Origin of the sequence: Pseudomonas sp. C6002 (assembly GCF_013385805.1) — a bacterium.
Classification (GTDB): domain Bacteria; phylum Pseudomonadota; class Gammaproteobacteria; order Pseudomonadales; family Pseudomonadaceae; genus Aquipseudomonas.
Map to the genome: position 1 here is coordinate 48,952 of NZ_JACAPH010000032.1, position 19,384 is coordinate 68,335.

Annotated in this window: 20 protein-coding genes; 9 read left to right on the forward strand and 11 right to left on the reverse strand. The window is 62.3% G+C overall.

Translation table 11 applies throughout. The features are described from left to right. The first annotated feature begins 3 nt into the window (after nt 1–3). Entirely contained in the window at nt 4–681 is a 678-nt protein-coding gene (locus HX817_RS23650; protein WP_003214228.1) for a response regulator transcription factor, read from the forward strand. Next, the gene (locus HX817_RS23655; protein WP_023659245.1) at nt 678–2,024 is read left to right on the forward strand and encodes an ATP-binding protein; all 1,347 of its coding nucleotides are present in this window, start codon (nt 678–680) and stop codon (nt 2,022–2,024) included. Before HX817_RS23650 ends, HX817_RS23655 begins: the two co-directional genes overlap by 4 nt. 129 nt (nt 2,025–2,153) lie before the next feature. Here the strand turns inward: HX817_RS23655 and HX817_RS23660 are convergent, their stop codons facing one another. Then, the gene (locus tag HX817_RS23660) at nt 2,154–3,152 is read right to left on the reverse strand and encodes an AraC family transcriptional regulator (RefSeq protein ID WP_003214223.1); all 999 of its coding nucleotides are present in this window, start codon (nt 3,150–3,152) and stop codon (nt 2,154–2,156) included. Between the two features lie 337 nt (nt 3,153–3,489). On the opposite strand from HX817_RS23660, the gene HX817_RS23665 reads away from it, so the two are divergent. Then, on the forward strand, nt 3,490–4,824 hold the full coding sequence (locus HX817_RS23665) for a dicarboxylate/amino acid:cation symporter (RefSeq protein ID WP_008435307.1): 1,335 nt from the start codon (nt 3,490–3,492) through the stop codon (nt 4,822–4,824). A 149-nt stretch (nt 4,825–4,973) separates the two neighbouring features. Then, nucleotides 4,974–6,155, forward strand: a complete 1,182-nt coding sequence (locus HX817_RS23670; protein WP_177041360.1) for a CaiB/BaiF CoA-transferase family protein — start codon at nt 4,974–4,976, stop codon at nt 6,153–6,155. Between the two features lie 123 nt (nt 6,156–6,278). Here the strand turns inward: HX817_RS23670 and HX817_RS23675 are convergent, their stop codons facing one another. Together HX817_RS23675 and HX817_RS23680 are read right to left on the reverse strand one after the other, a co-directional pair. Next, entirely contained in the window at nt 6,279–6,773 is a 495-nt protein-coding gene (locus HX817_RS23675) for a SprT family zinc-dependent metalloprotease (protein WP_004371405.1), read from the reverse strand. Between the two features lie 128 nt (nt 6,774–6,901). Then, nucleotides 6,902–7,504, reverse strand: a complete 603-nt coding sequence (locus tag HX817_RS23680; protein ID WP_004371402.1) for a Yip1 family protein — start codon at nt 7,502–7,504, stop codon at nt 6,902–6,904. A 362-nt stretch (nt 7,505–7,866) separates the two neighbouring features. Here HX817_RS23680 and ttcA point away from each other — a divergent pair, with 362 nt between their 5' ends. Both ttcA and HX817_RS23690 read left to right on the forward strand, forming a co-directional pair. Beyond that, on the forward strand, nt 7,867–8,691 hold the full coding sequence (gene ttcA, locus HX817_RS23685) for a tRNA 2-thiocytidine(32) synthetase TtcA (protein WP_008435321.1): 825 nt from the start codon (nt 7,867–7,869) through the stop codon (nt 8,689–8,691). Between the two features lie 67 nt (nt 8,692–8,758). Then, on the forward strand, nt 8,759–9,430 hold the full coding sequence (locus tag HX817_RS23690; protein WP_004371396.1) for a DNA-3-methyladenine glycosylase I: 672 nt from the start codon (nt 8,759–8,761) through the stop codon (nt 9,428–9,430). A 107-nt stretch (nt 9,431–9,537) separates the two neighbouring features. Here HX817_RS23690 and HX817_RS23695 read toward each other — a convergent pair whose 3' ends face one another. From HX817_RS23695 to arsC, 3 genes are read right to left on the reverse strand one after another with little or no spacing between them, the layout of a single operon-like run. After that, nucleotides 9,538–9,957, reverse strand: a complete 420-nt coding sequence (locus HX817_RS23695; RefSeq protein ID WP_177022202.1) for a DUF2069 domain-containing protein — start codon at nt 9,955–9,957, stop codon at nt 9,538–9,540. After that, on the reverse strand, nt 9,941–10,555 hold the full coding sequence (wrbA, locus tag HX817_RS23700) for an NAD(P)H:quinone oxidoreductase (protein WP_004371390.1): 615 nt from the start codon (nt 10,553–10,555) through the stop codon (nt 9,941–9,943). Before wrbA ends, HX817_RS23695 begins: the two co-directional genes overlap by 17 nt. Next, nucleotides 10,552–10,905 (reverse strand): arsenate reductase (glutaredoxin), encoded by a 354-nt coding sequence (arsC, locus tag HX817_RS23705; RefSeq protein ID WP_004371385.1) that lies wholly within the window; start codon nt 10,903–10,905, stop codon nt 10,552–10,554. Before arsC ends, wrbA begins: the two co-directional genes overlap by 4 nt. Nucleotides 10,906–11,020: 115 nt before the next feature. Between arsC and HX817_RS23710 the strand changes: the two genes are divergently transcribed. Continuing rightward, nucleotides 11,021–11,482: a TlpA disulfide reductase family protein gene (locus HX817_RS23710; protein ID WP_004371382.1), complete on the forward strand. Its 462-nt coding sequence runs from the start codon at nt 11,021–11,023 to the stop codon at nt 11,480–11,482. 118 nt (nt 11,483–11,600) lie between these two features. On the opposite strand, the gene HX817_RS23715 is transcribed toward HX817_RS23710, so the two are convergent. The 4 genes from HX817_RS23715 to HX817_RS23730 form a co-directional block, all read right to left on the reverse strand. Further along, nucleotides 11,601–12,005 carry an META domain-containing protein gene (locus HX817_RS23715; RefSeq protein WP_004371380.1) on the reverse strand — a complete coding sequence of 135 codons (405 nt, stop codon included), beginning with the start codon at nt 12,003–12,005 and terminating at the stop codon, nt 11,601–11,603. Continuing rightward, entirely contained in the window at nt 12,002–12,442 is a 441-nt protein-coding gene (locus tag HX817_RS23720) for a hypothetical protein (RefSeq protein WP_177041362.1), read from the reverse strand. The genes HX817_RS23715 and HX817_RS23720 overlap by 4 nt, the downstream gene beginning before the upstream one ends. 71 nt (nt 12,443–12,513) lie before the next feature. Then, nucleotides 12,514–13,503, reverse strand: coding sequence for a 2-hydroxyacid dehydrogenase (locus tag HX817_RS23725; RefSeq protein WP_177041364.1), 990 nt, complete (start codon nt 13,501–13,503; stop codon nt 12,514–12,516). A 233-nt stretch (nt 13,504–13,736) separates the two neighbouring features. Beyond that, a complete protein-coding gene (locus HX817_RS23730; protein WP_008434994.1) occupies nt 13,737–16,490 on the reverse strand; it encodes a response regulator in 2,754 nt (917 codons plus the stop codon). Between the two features lie 205 nt (nt 16,491–16,695). On the opposite strand from HX817_RS23730, the gene HX817_RS23735 reads away from it, so the two are divergent. Together HX817_RS23735 and HX817_RS23740 are read left to right on the forward strand one after the other, a co-directional pair. After that, on the forward strand, nt 16,696–17,424 hold the full coding sequence (locus HX817_RS23735) for a response regulator transcription factor (protein ID WP_004371371.1): 729 nt from the start codon (nt 16,696–16,698) through the stop codon (nt 17,422–17,424). After that, a complete protein-coding gene (locus HX817_RS23740; protein ID WP_008434990.1) occupies nt 17,411–18,781 on the forward strand; it encodes a sensor histidine kinase in 1,371 nt (456 codons plus the stop codon). Before HX817_RS23735 ends, HX817_RS23740 begins: the two co-directional genes overlap by 14 nt. A gap of 3 nt (nt 18,782–18,784) precedes the next feature. Here the strand turns inward: HX817_RS23740 and HX817_RS23745 are convergent, their stop codons facing one another. Next, nucleotides 18,785–19,300 carry a DUF2062 domain-containing protein gene (locus HX817_RS23745; RefSeq protein WP_004371367.1) on the reverse strand — a complete coding sequence of 172 codons (516 nt, stop codon included), beginning with the start codon at nt 19,298–19,300 and terminating at the stop codon, nt 18,785–18,787. Nucleotides 19,301–19,384: the final 84 nt, after the last annotated feature.

Here is a 19,384-nt window from a genome sequence, read left to right on the forward strand (position 1 = left end):
TTTATGAAATTGCTGGTTGTCGAAGATGAGGCGTTGCTGCGCCATCACCTGTTGACCCGCCTTACCGACAGCGGTCACGTGGTCGAGGCCGTCGCCAATGCCGAAGAGGCGCTGTACCAGACCGGGCAATTCAACCACGACCTGGCGATCATCGATTTGGGCCTGCCCGGCATGGGCGGCCTGGACCTGATCCGCCAATTGCGCGCCCAGGCCAAGACCTTCCCGATCCTGATCCTGACCGCCCGTGGCAACTGGCAGGACAAGGTTGAAGGCCTGGCAGCAGGTGCCGACGACTACGTGGTCAAGCCGTTCCAGTTCGAAGAGCTGGAAGCGCGGATGAACGCACTGTTGCGCCGCTCCAGCGGTTTCACCCAATCCACCATCGTCGCCGGGCCGTTGCTGCTGGACCTCAATCGCAAGCAGGCGTCCCTCGACGAACAGCCACTGGCGCTGACCGCCTACGAATACCGCATCCTCGAATACCTGATGCGGCATCACCAGCAAGTGGTCGCCAAGGACCGCCTGATGGAACAGCTCTACCCCGATGACGACGAGCGTGATCCGAACGTGATCGAAGTGCTGGTGGGCCGCCTGCGCCGCAAGCTGGAAGGCCCGGCGGGTTTCAAACCGATCGACACCGTGCGTGGCCTGGGCTACCTGTTCAATGAGCGCTGCCGTTGATTCGCTCGCTACGTGTACGTTTGATGCTCGCGGCCACCATCCTGGCCGTGCTGTTTATGCTGGCCTTGTTGCCGGCCATGCAGGGCGCCTTCAGCCTGGCCCTGCAGGACTCCATCGAGCAGCGCCTGGCGTCGGATGTCACGACGCTGATTTCGGCTGCCCGGGTTGAAAACAATCGCCTGCTGATGCCCGCGCAGCTGCCGGACGAGCGTTTCAACCTCACCGACAGCCGCCTGCTGGGCTACATCTATGACCGCGAAGGCCATTTGGTCTGGCGGTCGCGCGCCACCCAGGAAGAAAACATCAACTACAAGCCGCGCTATGACGGGCGCGGCAACGAGTTTGCGCGGATCCGCGAGGCCAACGGCCAGGAATTTTTTGTCTATGACGTCGAGGTCAAGCTGCTGGGCGGCAAGAGCGCGGCGTTCAGTATCGTCGCCCTGCAACCGGTGCGTGAATACCAACTGACCCTCGAAGGCCTGCGGGAAAACCTCTACCTGGGCTTCGGCGCCGCCTTGCTGGTGCTGCTGACCCTGTTGTGGCTGGGCCTGACCTGGGGCCTGCAGGCGCTGCGCCGGCTGAGCCAGGAATTGGATGAAATCGAAGGCGGTACCCGGGAAAGCCTCAGCGAGCAACACCCGCGCGAGCTGCTGCGCCTGACCGGCTCCCTGAACCGGTTGCTCCACAGCGAGCGGGAGCAACGCACCCGTTACCGCGATTCCCTGGATGACCTGGCCCACAGCCTGAAAACCCCGTTGGCGGTGTTGCAAGGCGTGAGTGAAGACATGGCCCAGCGCCCCGAAGATCGGGACCAGGCCTGGGTACTGCAATCGCAGATCGAACGCATGAGCCAGCAGATCAGCTACCAATTGCAGCGCGCCAGCCTGCGTAAAAGCGGCCTGGTGCGCCACCAGGTGCGGCTGGAGCCGGTGCTGCAAAGCCTGTGCGACACGCTGGACAAGGTTTATCGCGATAAGGGCGTGAAGGTCGCCTTTGAACTGCCGGACGAATGCGACGTGCCGATCGAGAAGGGCGCCTTGCTGGAACTGCTCGGCAACCTGCTGGAGAACGCCTATCGCCTGTGCCTGAGCGAAGTGCGCATCACCTTGCAGGAAAGCCTGGAGGGCACCGAGTTGTGCATCGAAGACGATGGCCCCGGCGTGCCGCCGGACCAGCGTGCGCGCATCCTGCAGCGGGGCGAGCGGCTCGACCGCCAGCATCCGGGGCAGGGGATTGGCCTGGCGGTGGTCAAGGACATCATTGAAAGCTATGGCGCCCGGCTGACCCTTGGGGATTCACCGCTGGGTGGGGCTGCGTTCAAGATTCACTTCCCGGCTGTTTGATCTTTATTGGCTGTGCCGGCCTCTTCGCGAGCAAGCCCGCTCCCACATTCGATGGCATTCCCAAGGTGGAACTCGGTCAAATGTGGGAGCGGGCTTGCTCGCGAAGAGGCCAGTCGCATCAATACACACCTAGGTTTCTTGTGCTCTATAGGCCCCCGGCGTCAACCCGGTCCACTTCTTGAACGCCCGATGAAACGCCGACGGTTCGGAAAACCCCAGCTGCTCGGCGATTTCCTGCAACGACAAATCCGCCCGCCCCAAATGATAGATCGCAATGTCCCGGCGCAACTCATCCTTGAGCGCCTGAAAGCTGGTGCCTTCCTCCCGCAAATGCCGACGCAGGGTCTGCGGGCTGATATGCAGGTGCTGGGCGACGGCTTCGAGGTCAGGCCAGGGCGTGCGGTCGCGGCTCAATAGGCGGCGCAACTGGCTGCTCAGGCTGTCGCCTTCATCCGGCCGCGACAGCAGGTCGGCCGGGGAGCGTTCGAGGAAATGCTTGAGGGTGCGCTCGTCCTGCAACAACGGCAGGCTCAGGTAGCGGCTGGGGAACACCAGGCTGCTGGTGGGCGCCGCGAATACCTGCGGGCAGGGGAACAGCAAGTCGTACTCACCGGCGTGGGGCGGCGTCGGGTAGCTGAAGGTGGCCTGGTGCAGGCGGATGCGCTGGCCAATCAGCCAACTGCCGAGGCGGTGCCAGATCACCAGTAGGCATTCGCTGAGGAAGTGATCCGGGTCCCAGAGTTGCGAATCGTCCAGGCTCAGGCGGGCCATTTCTCCTTCACGTGTCAGACGCCAGCGCGGACCCTGCGGGAATAGGCTATAAAATAATAAGCCGCGTTCCAGAGCCTTCTCCAGGGTGCGGCAGTGAATCAGCGCGTGGCACATCATGGCGAAAGTGCCGCGCTTGCTCGGGCCTTCGGCGAAGCCCAGGTATTCGTCATCCAGCGCCAGCCACAGCATTTGCAACAACTGGGTGAATTGCTCGGGGGCGATGCGGGCGCGGGGCTCGCTCAGCAGTTCCGCAGTGATGCCGACCTGCTGCAGCAGGCCCGAATAATCGTAGCCGGCCCGGCGAGCACCGCCGAGGGCGGCTCGGGCGTAGTGACTGGCGATGGTTCGTTCACGCATGAGGGGCCTCGTCCATTGAGTGGCGGATGTTAGCCACCCCGGGCGGGTGCAACAAGGCGGATATCCGCCAAATTGTAGGACGAGATCAGGCGAGCAGGCGGAAATCCGCCACTGTCTGTAGGCATAACCTTAAGCTGGAAATCGCCCGAGCGCTGATGTCTAAAGGCCTTCAGGGGGTTTCAGCAGAAGTGGCACGACGCTTGCGATACAGAGCGCAGGGAGACCGCCTCGAGCAGGCTCTCAAACAACAAATCCCTCCAGTGCAGGAGGGTTCGCAATTCAAGTGTCGTGGGCAATGGCGGATATTTGCCACACGGGACGATTGAGGAACTTTGCAATGACGACTCGTCAGCCACTGTACAAATCCCTGTATTTCCAGGTGATCGTTGCAATCGTTATCGGTATTTTGCTCGGTCACTTCTACCCGCAGACCGGCGTGGCCCTCAAGCCACTGGGTGACGGCTTTATCAAGCTGATCAAAATGGTCATCGCCCCGATCATCTTTTGCACCGTTGTCAGCGGCATCGCTGGCATGCAAAGCATGAAATCGGTCGGCAAGACCGGCGGCTACGCGCTGCTGTACTTCGAAATTGTCTCCACCATCGCCCTGCTGATCGGCCTGGTCGTGGTCAACGTCGTGCAACCGGGCGCCGGCATGCATATCGACGTGGCTACCCTGGACGCCTCCAAAGTCGCGGCCTACGTGACTGCCGGTGCCGACCAGAGCATCGTTGGCTTCCTGCTGAACGTGATCCCGAACACCATCGTTGGCGCGTTCGCTACCGGTGACATCCTGCAAGTGCTGATGTTCTCGGTGATCTTCGGTTTCGCCCTGCACCGCCTGGGTGCCTACGGCAAGCCGGTGCTGGACTTCATCGATCGTTTCGCCCACGTGATGTTCAACATCATCAACATGATCATGAAGCTCGCGCCACTCGGTGCCCTGGGCGCCATGGCGTTCACCATCGGTGCCTACGGCGTAGGTTCGCTGGTGCAGCTCGGTCAGCTGATGATCTGCTTCTACATCACCTGCATCCTGTTCGTGGTGCTGGTATTGGGCGCCATCTGCCGCGCACACGGCTTCAGCGTCCTGAAACTGATCCGCTACATCCGTGAAGAACTGCTGATCGTACTGGGTACTTCCTCGTCCGAATCCGCACTGCCACGCATGCTGATCAAGATGGAACGCCTGGGCGCCAAGAAGTCGGTAGTCGGCCTGGTTATCCCGACTGGCTACTCCTTCAACCTGGACGGTACTTCGATCTACCTGACCATGGCTGCCGTGTTCATCGCCCAGGCGACTGACACCCACATGGACATCACCCACCAGATCACCCTGTTGCTGGTACTGCTGCTGTCGTCCAAGGGCGCTGCTGGCGTGACCGGTAGTGGTTTCATCGTACTGGCCGCTACCCTGTCGGCTGTTGGCCACCTGCCGGTTGCCGGCCTGGCGCTGATCCTGGGTATCGACCGCTTCATGTCCGAAGCCCGCGCACTGACCAACCTGGTTGGCAACGCTGTTGCAACCCTGGTTGTGGCCAAGTGGGTCAAGGAACTGGACGAAGACAAGCTGAAAGTCGAACTGGCTTCCGGTGGTCGCGGTATCTCCGACACCCGTGAAGAAGACGACCTGGGCGTGGCCGAAGGCCCGGCTCCAACCGCCGTCAAGTAAGGCTGCAGCGTTTGTGAAAAACCCATCTTCGGATGGGTTTTTTTATGCCTTCGGGAAGCATCAGTCACTTCGGATGATGGTTTATGTGATTGCCGCCGACCACCGGGTTTGCCTACTCTGTGGCCAATCGAATCGGAATCGGAGTCCGCATGTCAGGTCCCTTGGCGTCCCTCAAAGTACTGGATTTCTCCACCTTGCTGCCGGGGCCGTTCGCCTCGTTGCTGCTGGCCGACATGGGCGCCGAGGTGTTGCGCATCGAATCCCCCACGCGCATGGACCTGCTGCGAGTACTGCCGCCCCATGACCAGGGCGTGTCGGCCAGCCATGCCTATCTGAACCGCAACAAACGCAGCCTGGCCCTGGACCTCAAGCAGGCCGAGGCGGTGGCGATCGTGCGGCAACTGGTGGCGGACTACGACATCGTCCTCGAGCAGTTCCGCCCCGGGGTCATGGAGCGCCTGGGCCTGGGTTACGAGGCGTTGAAGGCGATCAACCCAAAGCTGATCTACGTCTCCATCACCGGCTACGGCCAGACCGGCCCCTACAAGGATCGCGCCGGCCATGACATCAATTATCTGGCCCTGGCAGGCATTGCCAGTTACACCGGGCGCCAGGACAGCGGGCCGTTGCCCTTGGGTGTGCAGTTGGCGGATGTGGGGGGCGGCTCGTTGCACGCGGTGATCGGTTTGCTGGCGGCGGTGATTGGCCGGCAGCACAGTGGGGTGGGGCAATACCTGGACGTGAGCATGACCGACTGCGCCTTCAGCCTGAATGCCATGGCCGGCGCCGGTTACCTGGCGTGCGGCGTGGAGCCGGCGTGGGAGAACCAGGTGCTCAATGGCGGCAGTTTCTATGACTATTACCGATCGCGGGAAGGACGCTGGTTGTCGGTGGGCAGTCTGGAGCCGGCGTTTATGCAGCAGCTGTGTACGGCCCTTGGCCGCCCTGAATTGGCGGCAATGGGCCTATCGCCCAAACCCGAGCAGCAGAAAGCCCTCAAGCTGGCGCTGCAGGTCGAGTTCGAGAAACGCAGCTTTGATGAGCTGTGTGAGCTGTTTGCCGGGATTGATGCGTGTGTCGAGCCGGTGCTGAATCTGAGCGAGGCCGTTGAACACCCGCAGTTGAAAGCCCGGGAGCTGGTCAGCCAGGTGCCGCGGGGCGATGGTTCCAGCCAAGCGCAAATGGCCTGCCCGCTGAAGTTTTCCGAGGGCTTGCCGGCGGCCAGGCACATAGGCGCGGCGGTGGGCGCTCACAGCGATGAGGTGTTGGCGGAGTTGGGATTCAGTGCTCAGCAGATAGATGATTTGCGGCGTGCCAAGGTGATTCAGTAGCACCTGGGCCGGCCCCTTCGCGAGCAAGCCCGCTCCCACATTCAACCGAGTTCCATCGTTGGAATGCGATCAAATGTGGGAGCGGGCTTGCTCGCGAAGAGGGCCTTACAAGCACCACAAACCTCACTCGACGCGGGTTTCCCCGGTAAACACCAAAGTCTGCCGGCACCTGCGACACAAATACCGCCGGCCCTGGCCCACCAACCCGTGACGCTGGGGCGAAAACGGGAAGTCACTGTCGGCACACGGACAGCGGTAGATATACCGCGTGACGCGCCGCCGCTGGATTTCATAGGTGTGGCAGCGGTCCGGCGGCAGTTCGTAAACCCCACGCATGATCAACTGCCATTCCTCGCCATGGGGCTGGATGCGCTCGCCGAACAATTGGTGGGCAATCAGGTGGGCCACTTCATGGGCGACTGTCTGTTTAAGGAAGTGTTGGCTGTTTTCACGGTACAGCTGCGGGTTGAAGCGCAGCAGGTTCTCGTGCAAATGCGCGACACCGGCCTTCTGGCCCCGCAGCTTGAGGCTGACCTGGGGGCGTTTGAAGCTTCGTTTGAAAAAGGATTCGGCTTGCAGGAAACAATCTTCGACGCGGGTATTGAGTTGCTCGGGCATGCTGTACATATCTCCAGAGATGTCCAGTATGCCGCAAACAAGGGTGTATCCGAATCTGTCAGGCGCCGAATGGTCATGCATAACGCACAAAGCCACCTTGCGGTGGCTTCTCCTGCGGGTAAACCGCGTCAGTTGGTGTAGATCGGGCCTACGCCCAGCCCCCAGACGATCACGGTAAAGGCCATGATCGCCACCAGCACCACCAGGCCTACCGCCAGTACCGAGCTGGAAAACAGGAAGCCCTCGTCCGGGTGGATGTTCATGAAGGTCGGCAGCCCCACGTACAGCAGATACACCGTGTAGCAAATGGCCGCCGTGCCCACCACCATGCCCAGCCACATATGCGGGTACAGCGCCGCCAGCCCGCCGATAAACAGCGGTGTCGCGGTGTAGGTGGCAAACGCCACGCAGCGCGCCATGCTGGGGTTGGCGTCATAGGTGCGGGCCATCCAGTGAATGAACGCGCCCATCACCGCCACGCCGCCGAGCATCGCCGCGTAGGACATGAGGGTCATCCACAACGCGCTTTCCACCGTCAGCATCACCGGGGCGCGGCTGCCGATGACCCAACCCACCTGAGTGGTACCGATAAAGGCTGAGACAGCGGGGATGGCCGCGAGAATCAGCGTGTGGGTGAGGTACATGTGGCCGATGCTTTCTTCTTTATCGCCACGAATTTCCCGCCATTCCTGATCGGGGTGGGTGAAAAGTCCCACGACGTGATGGATCATGCCAGTCACTCCTGTCGTTATTACCATCGCCCCCCAGCGGAGCGCCCACGGGCCAATTGGCCTGAAAGGTCTGGATATATGTGCGACCTTATGTCGCAGTATAGGAAGTGATGACCGGAAAAAGTGTGGGGCTTTAGAGCAAATTGCGCTGTAAACATTGGGCTTAATCGCGGCAGGGTCTGTTGATTGGAATGCGGTCAACTGTGGGAGCGGGCTTGCTCGCGAATGCGGTGGGTCAGCTAAACACCTGGCGAATGACACTTCGCGTTCGCGAGCAAGCCCGCTCCCACATTGGAACTCGGTCGTCCATCCCGGTAAAATACCCGGCTTTTCGTCACACACCTTTCGCGGATCCAAGCGCCATGGGCACTCTTACGGTCAACCAGAACAAACTGCAAAAACGCCTGCGTCGCCTGGCCGGCGAGGCAGTCGCCGATTTCAATATGATCGAAGAGGGCGACAAGGTCATGGTCTGCCTGTCCGGCGGCAAGGACAGCTACACCATGCTCGACGTGCTGATGCACCTGCAAAAGGTCGCGCCGATCAAGTTCGACATCGTCGCCGTGAACATGGACCAGAAGCAGCCGGGTTTTCCCGAGCATGTGCTGCCGGCCTACCTCAAGGAATTGGGGATCGAGTACCACATCGTCGAGAAAGACACCTATTCGGTGGTCAAGGAGCTGGTCCCGGAAGGCAAGACCACCTGCTCGCTGTGCTCGCGCCTGCGCCGTGGCACGCTCTATACGTTTGCCGACGAAATCGGCGCGACCAAGATGGCCCTGGGTCATCACCGCGATGACATCGTCGAAACCTTCTTCCTCAACATGTTCTTCAACGGCAGCCTCAAGGCCATGCCGCCCAAGCTGCGGGCCGATGACGGGCGCAACGTGGTGATCCGCCCACTGGCGTACTGCCATGAGAAGGACATCCAGGCCTACTCCGACCTCAAGCAATTCCCGATCATCCCGTGCAACCTCTGCGGCTCCCAGGAAAACCTGCAGCGCCAGGTGGTCAAGGACATGCTCCAGGATTGGGACCGCAAGACCCCGGGCCGCGTCGACAGCATCTTCCGCAGCTTGCAGAACGTGCAGCCGTCGCAGTTGGCTGACCGTAACCTGTTCGACTTCACCAGCCTGCGTATCGACGAAAGTGCGGCGTCGCGCTTCGTCAACGTAGTGAACCTCTGAGTGTTTTCACCGCTCTGACAGACGGCGCTCCTGGGCGCCTTTTTCATTTCAATCCTTAGGAGAGGGCATGCGCGATTACAAGTGGCTGCACGAATATTGTCTGAACCGGTTTGGTTCGGCGGCCGAGTTGGAAGCCCACCTGCCTGTGCCCCTGACCCCGGCGAAACTGCGCAAGATCAGCGATGACCGCTACCTGTCGACCCTGTCGCTGCGGGTGTTTCGTGCCGGCCTGAAGCACAGCGTGGTGGACGCCAAGTGGCCGGCCTTCGAGCAGGTGTTCTTTGGGTTTGACCCGGAAAAAGTCGTACTCATGGGCGCCGAGCACCTGGAGCGGCTGATGCAGGACACGCGCATCATCCGTCACCTGGGCAAGCTCAAGAGCGTGCCGCGCAATGCGCAGATGATTCTGGATATCGAGAAGGAAAAAGGCAGCTTCGGCGGGTTTATTGCCGACTGGCCAGTGACCGATATCGTCGGCCTGTGGAAGTACCTGAGCAAGCACGGCCACCAGTTGGGCGGGCTCTCGGCGCCGCGCTTTTTACGGATGGTGGGCAAGGACACGTTCGTGCCGAGCTATGACGTGGTGGCGGCGCTGAATGCGCAGAAGATCGTCGACAAGGTGCCCACCAGCCTGCGGGACCTGGCCACGGTGCAGGGCGCGTTCAACCAGTGGCATGCCGAGAGCGGGCGGCCGATGTGCCAGTTGTCGATGATGCTGGCTTACACCGTGAATCATTGATACCGGGTTGATGCCATCGCAGGCAAGCCAGCTCCCACACTTGGAATGCATTCCTCTGTGGGAGCTGGCTTGCCTGCGATAGCGGCAGGTCAGGCACTACAAAAGCATCAGGCAGGCAATCCTTCCCCCGCCAACCGCCGATTCAGCTGATGCCGGTACCGCACATACATCAACGCCGTGCAGAACACCGCCAGGCTCGCCAGCATTTCCAGCACACCAAACCACTGCCGGTTCGGGTCATACGCCGCCAGCGCGCCCTTGATGAAATACAGGTTCACCACAAAGCACATCCATGAATGCCCGCGCGCGCTGCCCAGGATCATCCCCGGCGCCAGCAACAGCAGCGGCACCAATTCGATCAGCAGAATCACCCACGGCCGCGCGCCATGCAGATCGGCGAACACCAAGTAGTAGGCGCACAGCAGCCCCACCAATCCCAGGAACGCCAGCAGGCTCAACGCCCGCATCGCCTTGACCCGTGGCTCCAGCCAGGCCTGGGGCGGCAGTAGCTTAGGCTTCCTGGCCACGGCCGTTCTCCAGTAGCGCAGCGGTCTTCGCCAGGCGCAGGCCGAGGGCGCGGCACAGGGCGATCTCGTGTTGATCCAGCGCACGCTTGCCGTCGGCACCGGAATGGTGGCTGGCGCCATAAGGCGTACCGCCGCCCTTGGTGTCGAGCAGCGCCTGTTCACTGTAGGGCAGTCCGGTGATCAGCATGCCGTGGTGCAGCAGCGGCAGCAGCATCGACATCAGTGTGGTCTCCTGGCCGCCGTGCAGGCTGGCGGTGGAGGTGAACACACCTGCCGGCTTGCCGACCAGGGCGCCGGTCAGCCACAGGTTGCTGGTGCCGTCGAGAAAGTACTTGAGCGGCGCGGCCATGTTGCCGAAACGGGTCGGGCTGCCCAGCGCCAGGCCTGCGCAGTTCTTCAGGTCGTCGAGGCTGCAGTACAGCGGGCCGTCGACCGGAATGTCCGGCGCCACGGCCTCGCATTCACTGGAGATGGCCGGCACGGTGCGCAGCCGCGCCTCAAGCCCGGCTTGCTCGATGCCCCGGGCAATCTGCCGGGCCATTTCGCTGACTGAACCGTTGCGGCTGTAATACAACACCAGCACATACGGCGCACTCACGAAACCAGCTCCAGGATGTTCTCCGGTGGGCGGCCGATCACGGCCTTGTCGGCGGTGGCGAGGATCGGGCGCTCCATCAGTTTCGGATGAGCGGCGATGGCAGCGATCAACTGTGCTTCGCTGAGGCTGGTGTCAGCCAGGTTGAGGGTTTTATATTCGTCCTCGCCGGTACGCAGCAGTTGCCGCGCGCTGATGTTCAGCTTGCCCAGCAGGGCCTGCAATTGCGCGGCGTCGAGCGGGGTTTCCAGGTAGCGCACCACCGTCGGTGTGAGGCCACGGGCTTCCAGCAGTTCGAGCGCACCGCGGGATTTCGAGCAGCGCGGGTTGTGATAAAGCGTCAGATCGGTCATGTGCGGGTCGCATCTTGCGTAAGGTGGCGGGTATTCTACCCGCGCTGCGCCGCGTCCTTAAACCATGAGAGGCGATAGGCCGCAGCCAACGTTCATTTTTACGAAGGATTACCCCATGACGAGGCGACTGTTAGGCGCATTGGCAATCATCGGCACACTGCTGCTCAGCGGCTGTGGCAATGATTATGGCGTTGACCAATATGGTCAGAAAGTGGCCGCCGAGCGCCTGGACAAGCAATGGCTGGTGGTTAACTACTGGGCCGAATGGTGTGGCCCGTGCCGTACTGAAATCCCGGAACTCAACGCCTTGGCCGAACAGCTCAAGGGCCAGTCGGTGGGGGTGTTCGGGGTGAATTTCGACAACGTCCAGGGTGAAGAGCTCAAGAGCGCCAGCGAGAAGCTGGGCATCAAGTTCACCGTACTGGCGCAGAACCCGGACGGGATCTTCGACATTCCCCGCAGTGAAGCCCTGCCGGTGACCTACATCATTGATGACAAGGGCAAGGTGCGTGAGCAACTGATGGGTGAGCAGACGGCGGAAGGGGTGTTGGCCAAGCTCAAGGCGTTGCGCGGATAAAAAATGTGGGAGCGGGCTTGCTCGCGAATGCGGTGTGACAGTCACCGGATACATCGACTGATCCACCGCTTTCGCGAGCAAGCCCGCTCCCACATTTAGACCTGCTGCGCCTTACAGATCAGCCTTCTTCCAGCCACAACCGCAACGGCTTGCCATCCGCCGGCCAGAAGCGGGTCTGTTCGATCGGCGAAATGTCCCAGCGCTGCACGCCCTGCAGGGCCTGGAAGAAGCGGTGCTCCTGCTCCATCAGCGCTTCGGCGCAGAGTTTGCGGGTGCTGCCGACCTTGCCGAAGCTCAGCTTGTCGCCGTCCAGGGTGTAGGGCGCAAACCAATGGTTGCAGCCACCATTGCCATAGGCCCGGCCATCGGCGCCGAGGGTCACGGTCAGGTGGGCGTAATCCATCAGCGGCCGCTCACCGATCCATTCCACCACGTAGCTGTGATCCTGCTTGAGCTTGACCTCGTCGCTGGCGCAGCCCGCAAGGCCTGCACCCAGCACGGCCAGCATCAGCAGGGCTTTCATTGCGCGGCCTGCTGGCATTTCGGGCAGCGGTGCTTGTCACCCAGGGTGGCCCAGCCCAACTCGGTAACCCGTGCAGTGGCGGCCGGTTGCAGCGGCTCCTTGCTCAGCTTGGTTTCCACCGCGAATTCAAACTCCAGCACGTTGTCGCAGCTGTCGCAGTTGACCTTCCAGGTGTGAATCTCCAGTTCGCCGAATTTCGGCCCCTGGGCCATGGCGACCCACTGGCCCGCCGGGCGGATGGAGTAGCGCGCATCGCCTTCGACGGTCAGGCGCATCGACAGGGTTTTGCTGCCGCGCAGGGTGACGATCAGAACGTCGCCGTTCTTGATCGAGCCACCGTTGCCGGTGACTTGATAACGGCCCGGCACCAGGGCGCGGCATTCGATCAGGGTGTGTTGCGGGCTCAGCAAGCTGAAGCGGAAATCGTGTTCGGCCATGGATCCTCCAAATAGGCGCGGCATCCTATCATGCGCCGCTACCCATCATGGCGCGGCTATGTGACCGCTGATCATCCTTCGACGAGGTTTTGCGCCTGCCCGCCAGCCCACGCCGCGATGTTGGCCAGGGTGGTGCCGGCAATCGCCCCCAGCGCCTCGCGGGTCAGGAAGGCCTGGTGCGCGGTGATGATCACATTGGGGAAGGTCAGCAGGCGCGCCAATACGTCGTCTTGCAGGGGCAGGTCCGAGCGGTCTTCGAAAAACAGCTGGGCCTCTTCTTCATACACATCCAGCCCCAGATAGCCGAGCTGGCCGTCCTTGAGCGCGTCGATCAGCGCCGGGGTGTCCACCAGGCCGCCGCGCCCGGTGTTGATGAGCATCGCGCCGGGCTGCATATGGGCGAGGCTTTGGGCGTTGATCAGGTGTTTGCTGTCCGCCGTCAGCGGGCAATGCAGGCTGATGACCTGTGACTCGCCCAGCAACTGCGGCAGGCTCACATACCGGGCGCCGAGGGCTTCGACCTGCGGATTGGGGTAGGGGTCGTAGGCCAGCAGCCGGCAGCCGAACCCGGCCATGATCTTGGCGAATGTGGCGCCGATCTGCCCGGTGCCGACCACGCCGACGGTCTTGCCTACCAGGTCGAAACCGGTCAGGCCGTGCAGGCTGAAGTCACCGTCGCGGGTACGGTTGTAGGCGCGGTGCAGGCGGCGATTGAGGGCCAGGATCAACGCGACCGCATGTTCGGCCACCGCATGGGGCGAGTAGGCCGGCACCCGCACGATGGTCAGGCCCAGGCGCTTGGCGGCGGGCAGGTCGACATGGTTGTAGCCGGCGGAACGCAGGGCGATCAGGCGGGTGCCGCCGCTGGCCAACTGCTCCAGCACCGGAGCGCTGAGGTCATCGTTGATAAAGGCGCAGACCACTTCGTGGTGTTCGGCCAGGGCCACGGTGTCGAGGTTCAGCCGGGCCGGCTGGAATTGCAGCTGCATGCCTTCGGGTAGCGGTTGGGCGAGAAAGCTGTCGCGGTCGTAGGTCTGGCTGCTGAAGAGGATGATGCGCATCAAATATTCCTTCTTGATGATGGAAAGCTGATTTTGTGGCGAGGGGGCTTGTCTGTGGTGAGTGAGCTTGCTGTGGTGAGGGCGCCTGTTGTGGTGAGTGAGCTTGCTGTGGCGAGGGAGCTTGCTCCCGCTGGAGTGCGAAGCGCTCCCAGGATTTTGGGGCCGCTGCGCAGCCCAGCGGGAGCAAGCTCCCTCGCCACAGCAAGCCTCCCTGTCCACATTGCCCCGAAAGTTTACGCGCTGACCCGCGCCTCGCTGGCCAGCCGGGCAATCGCCATGTCCAGTTCATCCAGGGCCGGCATGGCCTTGGCGTCGTCCTGCTTGAGCAGGGTCTCGGCCCGCTGGCAGGCCGCACGCAGTTGCGGCACGCCGCAATACCGGGTGGCGCCGTGCAGGCGGTGCACCCGTTCGATCAGTGCGTTGCGGTCATTGGCGTCACGGGCGACGCGAATCGCTTCACGGTCCGCTTCCAGCGAGGCCAGCAGCATCGCGAGCATGTCTGCCGCCAGATCCGCCTTGCCGGCCGCCAGGCGCAAACCTTCTTCATGGTCCAGCACCGGCAATTGCGTGGCATGCCCGAAACTTTCGGTGCCACGGTCCGGGCCCTGGTTGCGCAGGGCCAGCCCGGTCCATTTCAACACCACCTGGGCCAGTTGCCGTTCGCTGATGGGTTTGGTCAGGTAATCATCCATGCCGCTTTGCAGCAGGGCGCGTTTTTCGTTGGCCATCGCATGGGCCGTCAGCGCGACGATGGGCAGCGGTGTGCCATGGCGTTCGCTTTCCCACGTGCGGATTGCCTCGGTGCTCTGGCGACCGTCCATCCCCGGCATCTGCACGTCCATCAGCACCAGGTCGAAGGCTTCCTGCTTCACTGCCTCGATGGCCGAGTAACCGCTTTCCACCGCCTGGACCTTGGCGCCCATGTCTTCCAGCAGGGTTTGCACCAGCAGCAGGTTGGCCGGGTTGTCGTCGACACACAGCACCCGCGGCGCGCGGCTGGACAGGGGCTCGCCGGGTTCGCTGCGCAGCGGGCGCGGGCTGATCAGGTCGGCCAGGGCGCGACGCAGTTTGCGGGTGCACGCGGGCTTGGCCTGCAACTGGCTGTTGGGGTTGGGCACCGAGGGGTTGAACAGCAGCTGTTCGGTGGTCGGGCACAACACCAGTACCTTGCAGCCCAGGTGTTCGAGGTCCCACAGGTGTTGGTTCAAACGCTCCGGCGGAATGTCGTTGGCGGTGATGCCCAGCACGGCCAGGTCAATCGCCTGTTCGGTCTGGTGGGCGCTGGTGATGCCGTTGGTCAGGCTTTCCAGGCTGTTGAACGGGGTGACTTCCAGGCCGCAGTCTTCCAGCTGATGTTGCAGGGCCTGGCGCGCCAGCTCGTGGTTTTCCAGCACCGCCACGCGCCGGCCCAGCAGCGGCGCGGAGGGCAGGTCTTCGATATCGTCACGGGTTTTCGGCAGGTTCAGGCTGATCCAGAATTCCGAGCCTTCTCCCGGCGTGCTGTCGACGCCGATCTCACCGCCCATCTGTTCGATCAGGCGCTTGGAAATCACTAGGCCAAGGCCGGTCCCGCCGGGTTGGCGTGACAGCGAATTGTCCGCCTGGCTGAACGCCTGGAACAGCGCCCGCACATCCTGGTTCGACAGGCCGATGCCGGTGTCCTGCACGCTGATGCGCAGTTGTACGCTGTCTTCCTGTTCGTCTTCAATCATGGCGCGGGCAACGATGGTGCCTTCGCGGGTGAACTTGATCGCGTTGCTCACCAGGTTCGTGAGGATCTGCTTGAGCCGCAGCGGGTCACCCACCAAGGCGAGCGGCGTGTCGCGGTAGACCAGGCTCACCAGCTCCAGCTGTTTGGCGTGGGCGGCCGGGGCGAGGATGGTCAGGGTGTCTTGCAGCAAGTCCCGCAGGTTGAACGGGATGCTGTCGAGCACCAGCTTGCCGGCCTCGATTTTCGAGAAGTCGAGGATTTCGTTGATGATGCCCAGCAGGTTGTCGGCGGATTTTTCGATGGTGCCCAGGTAATCCAGCTGGCGCGGTGACAGTTCGCTTTTCTGCAACAAATGGGTGAAACCAAGGATGCCGTTCAACGGCGTGCGGATTTCATGGCTCATGTTGGCCAGAAACTCCGACTTGATGCGGCTGGCTTCCAGGGCTTCCTTGCGGGCCAGGTCCAACTCGATGTTCTGGATCTCGATGGTTTCGAGGTTTTGCCGCACGTCTTCGGTGGCCTGGTCGATGCTGTGTTGCAATTCTTCCTGGGCGTTTTGCAGGGTCTCGGCCATGCGGTTGATGCCCGAGGCCAGGTGATCCAGCTCCTGGCTACCCAGGGGTGGCAAGCGGGTTTCGAGATTGCCGTCCTTGAGTTGCGCGACGGCCTGTTTGATCAGGCCGATCGGTGAGTTGATCGTACGGCTGATGCGCAAGGCGAGGGCAGCGGTACAGATCAGGCCGATGGCGATCAGCAGCAGGCTCGCGAACAGGCTGCGGTAGCCACGCAGCAACATGCCGTTGTGGGACAGTTCCAGCTCGACCCAGCCGAGCAGGCGGTCGGATTCATCCGGGATCAGTTCACCGGCGAGGTTGCGATGGCGGCCGAACACCGGCAGCAGATAACGGGTGGCGTCATTGCCGGTGCGCTGCAACAGGTGCGAACTGTTGCCGATGGGCGGCTGGTTGAGCATGGTCGGCCCGGCGTGGGCCAGGGGCGTGCGGTCGGGCCCGAGGAACGATACGGCGCGCACATCGGTTTGTTCCAGGGACTGGGTGGCGATGCGTTCCAGCAGGTCGGTGTTCCTGGTGCCGAGGGCCGGGGCCACCAGCGGCGCCAGTTGCTCGGCGATCATCTCGCCGCGTTGCAGCAACTGCGACTGCAACTCCGAAAGCTGCATCCAGGTGAAGTACCCGCCCAGCAGCAACGCCATCAGGCTGGTAGGCAATAAGGTCAGCAACAGTACGCGGCCTTTTATCCCCATTCTTTTAAGCACGCCACTCTCCTGCTACCACACTGTTGTCGAATTCCACGCAGGCATCCGGCCCGCGCCACCTGCGCAGTGTAGCCATTTGCGCGGCGGGGAATCTTGCAAAATTAATGACCTGAGGCAAACCTTGGGCCGCCGGACGCCCGGCGGCGGTTGCTCATGGGGGGGCAATCTTGAATAATCAGTCATTGAGAATGACTTGCAGACGCTAATGAATCCCGCAGCACTTGGCTTACCCAGTATCCTGGCGATTGAAGACGATCCTGTGCTTGGCGCCTATGTCCATGAGCAATTGGGCCTCTGTGGCTTCCAGGTGACCTGGTGCCAGAACGGCCAGCAGGGCCTGCAAATGGCCCGCGATCAGCGCTTCGACGTGGTGTTGATGGACATCCTGCTGCCGGGCATGGACGGTTTGTCGGTGCTCACGCATTTGCGCCAGAGCCATTCGATGCCGGTGATCCTGATGTCGGCCCTGGGGGCCGAAGCCGATCGCATCAGCGGTTTTCGCCTGGGGGCCGACGATTACCTGCCCAAGCCGTTCAGCATGGCCGAGTTGCGGGTGCGCATCGAAGCGATCCTGCGCCGGGTCGCCCTGGACCGGCGGCCGTTGCCGGCCCTGGCGGCGGTGCGCGGCGATGCCCGCAGCCTGCGTTTCGATGACGAGCTGTGTGATGTGTTTCACCGGGAGCAGTGGGCCGGCCTGACCCGCAGCGAATATCGCCTGTTGGAAACCCTGCACCGCAACGCCGAAGAAGTCCTCAGCAAAGCCTTCCTCTACCAGCATGTGTTCCAGCGCGGCTATGCGCCCCATGACCGCAGCCTGGACATGCACATCAGCCAGATTCGTCGCAAGCTCAAGGCTGTCGGCTACAGCGAGCGGGAAGTGCGCACGGTGTGGGGCAAGGGCTATGTGTTGAGCGGTCACGATGACGGGCTTTAAAGCCGCGTTCAAACGGCTGCCGGGCAAGCATTCGTTATTCTGGAAACTGGCCTGCCTGCTGATCGCGTTTTGCTTGCTGATGATCTGGCTCAGTTGGTCATGGGGCCGGTATATGGAAGAGCAGAATGCCTTTCTGTCCAGCGAGGCCCGCGCCACCCTGAGCGGTTATGCCGCTGGCGCGGAACTGGCCTGGAACAAGGGCGGCAACGCCGGTGTGGACGAATGGTTGCACACCCTGGGCCAGCGCGAGCGCACCTGGGTGGGGGTCATCGGCAACGACCTGCAATCCCTGAGCAGCTACCCACTGACGGACAAGGAGAGCCAGCGCCTGACCTTCCTGCGCGGCCTGGACTGGCCCGTCAGCCGGCATGCCAAGGGCCTGCCGTGGTTGAAAATCCCGTTCCCGCTCGACCCGGGTGCGGGCTCCCTGGTGATCGAATTGCCGCGGCGTTTCATGCCCGGGCAAAACCAGCTGTTCTGGCGGATCGTCACCAATGGCGTGATTCCCGGCCTGTTCACCCTGCTGCTGTGCATCGGCCTCTACCGGCTGTTGATCATGCCCCTCAACCACCTGCGAGAGCAGGCCAACGCCTGGCGTGCCGATCAACTGGGCACCCGGCTTTCCCGCGACACCACCAGCCGCCAGGATGAACTGGGGGAATTGGGCCGCGCGTTTGACCAGATGTCTGAACGCCTGCAAGGCACCGTGGCCCTGCAACAGCAACTGCTGCGGGATTTGTCCCATGAGTTGCGCACACCGTTGAGCCGCCTGCGCGTGGCCAGTGACAGCGAGCAGGACCTGACCCAGCTGCGCGAGCGCCTGGGGAGGGAAATCGACGGCATGCAGCGCCTGGTGGACGACACCCTGCAACTGGCCTGGCTCGACACCGAACGCGCGCCGTTGCCCAAGGAAGACATCCAGGTGCAGGCGCTGTGGGACATGCTCCGGGAAAACGCCTGTTTTGAAAGTGGCTGGCCGGCTTCACGCTTGCAGTGCGAGCTGGGGGCCGACTGCTGGGTGCGCGGTCATCTGAACCTGCTGGCCCAGGCATTGGAGAACATCCTGCGCAATGCCATCCGGCACTCTGCGCAAGACGGAACGGTGCAATTGGGCGGGCAGCGTGAGGGGGATCACTGGCACTTGTGGCTGGAAGACCAGGGCGGCGGGATCGATGAGGTGGAGTTGGAGCGAATCTTTGCGCCATTCACCCGGCTGGACGGTTCACGGCCCGGCGACGGCGGCTTTGGCCTGGGCTTGAGCATTGCGCGCAACGCCGTGCAGCGTCAGGACGGCAGCCTGTGGGCGGAAAATACCGGCCAGGGTTTACGTGTGCACATGCGCTTGCTGGCGCGCTAACGGTTACAACCTGCGCTGTTTGCGTTTTTTCCACTGTCGGGCCACCCACCAGCGCCAATAGCCCATGGTCAGGCAATAACCCAGCACCGCCATCACCAGCCCCAGTACTACCGAGCCCAGCAGGAACGGTTGCCACAGCGTCGACAACTGCCCGCTGATCCATTCCCAGGTCAGCTCGTCGGGCATGCTGCGGGGTGGCACATTCATCAGCCAGGCCCCGGTCATGTAGGTGCAGAAAAACACCGGCGGCATGGTAATCGGGTTGGTCAGCCAGACCAGGCTCACGGCAATCGGCATGTTGCCGCGCACGCTGATGGCGAGGACCGCTGCCAGCAGCATCTGCAAGGGAATGGGGATGAATGCCGCGAACAGGCCAACGGCCATGGCGCGCGCGACCGAGTGCCGATTGAGGTGCCAGAGATTCGGGTCATGCAGCAACTTGCCGAGAAAGCGTAAGGACTTGTGTTCCCGAATGCTGGTCGGATCGGGCATGTACCGTTTGAATAAGCGCCGTGGCATAAGGGGTCCAGGTCAGTTCGAGGGGCAAGTATGCCCGCATTCCACGAACGTGAAATTCAGACTTTGTGACAAATAATAATAGGC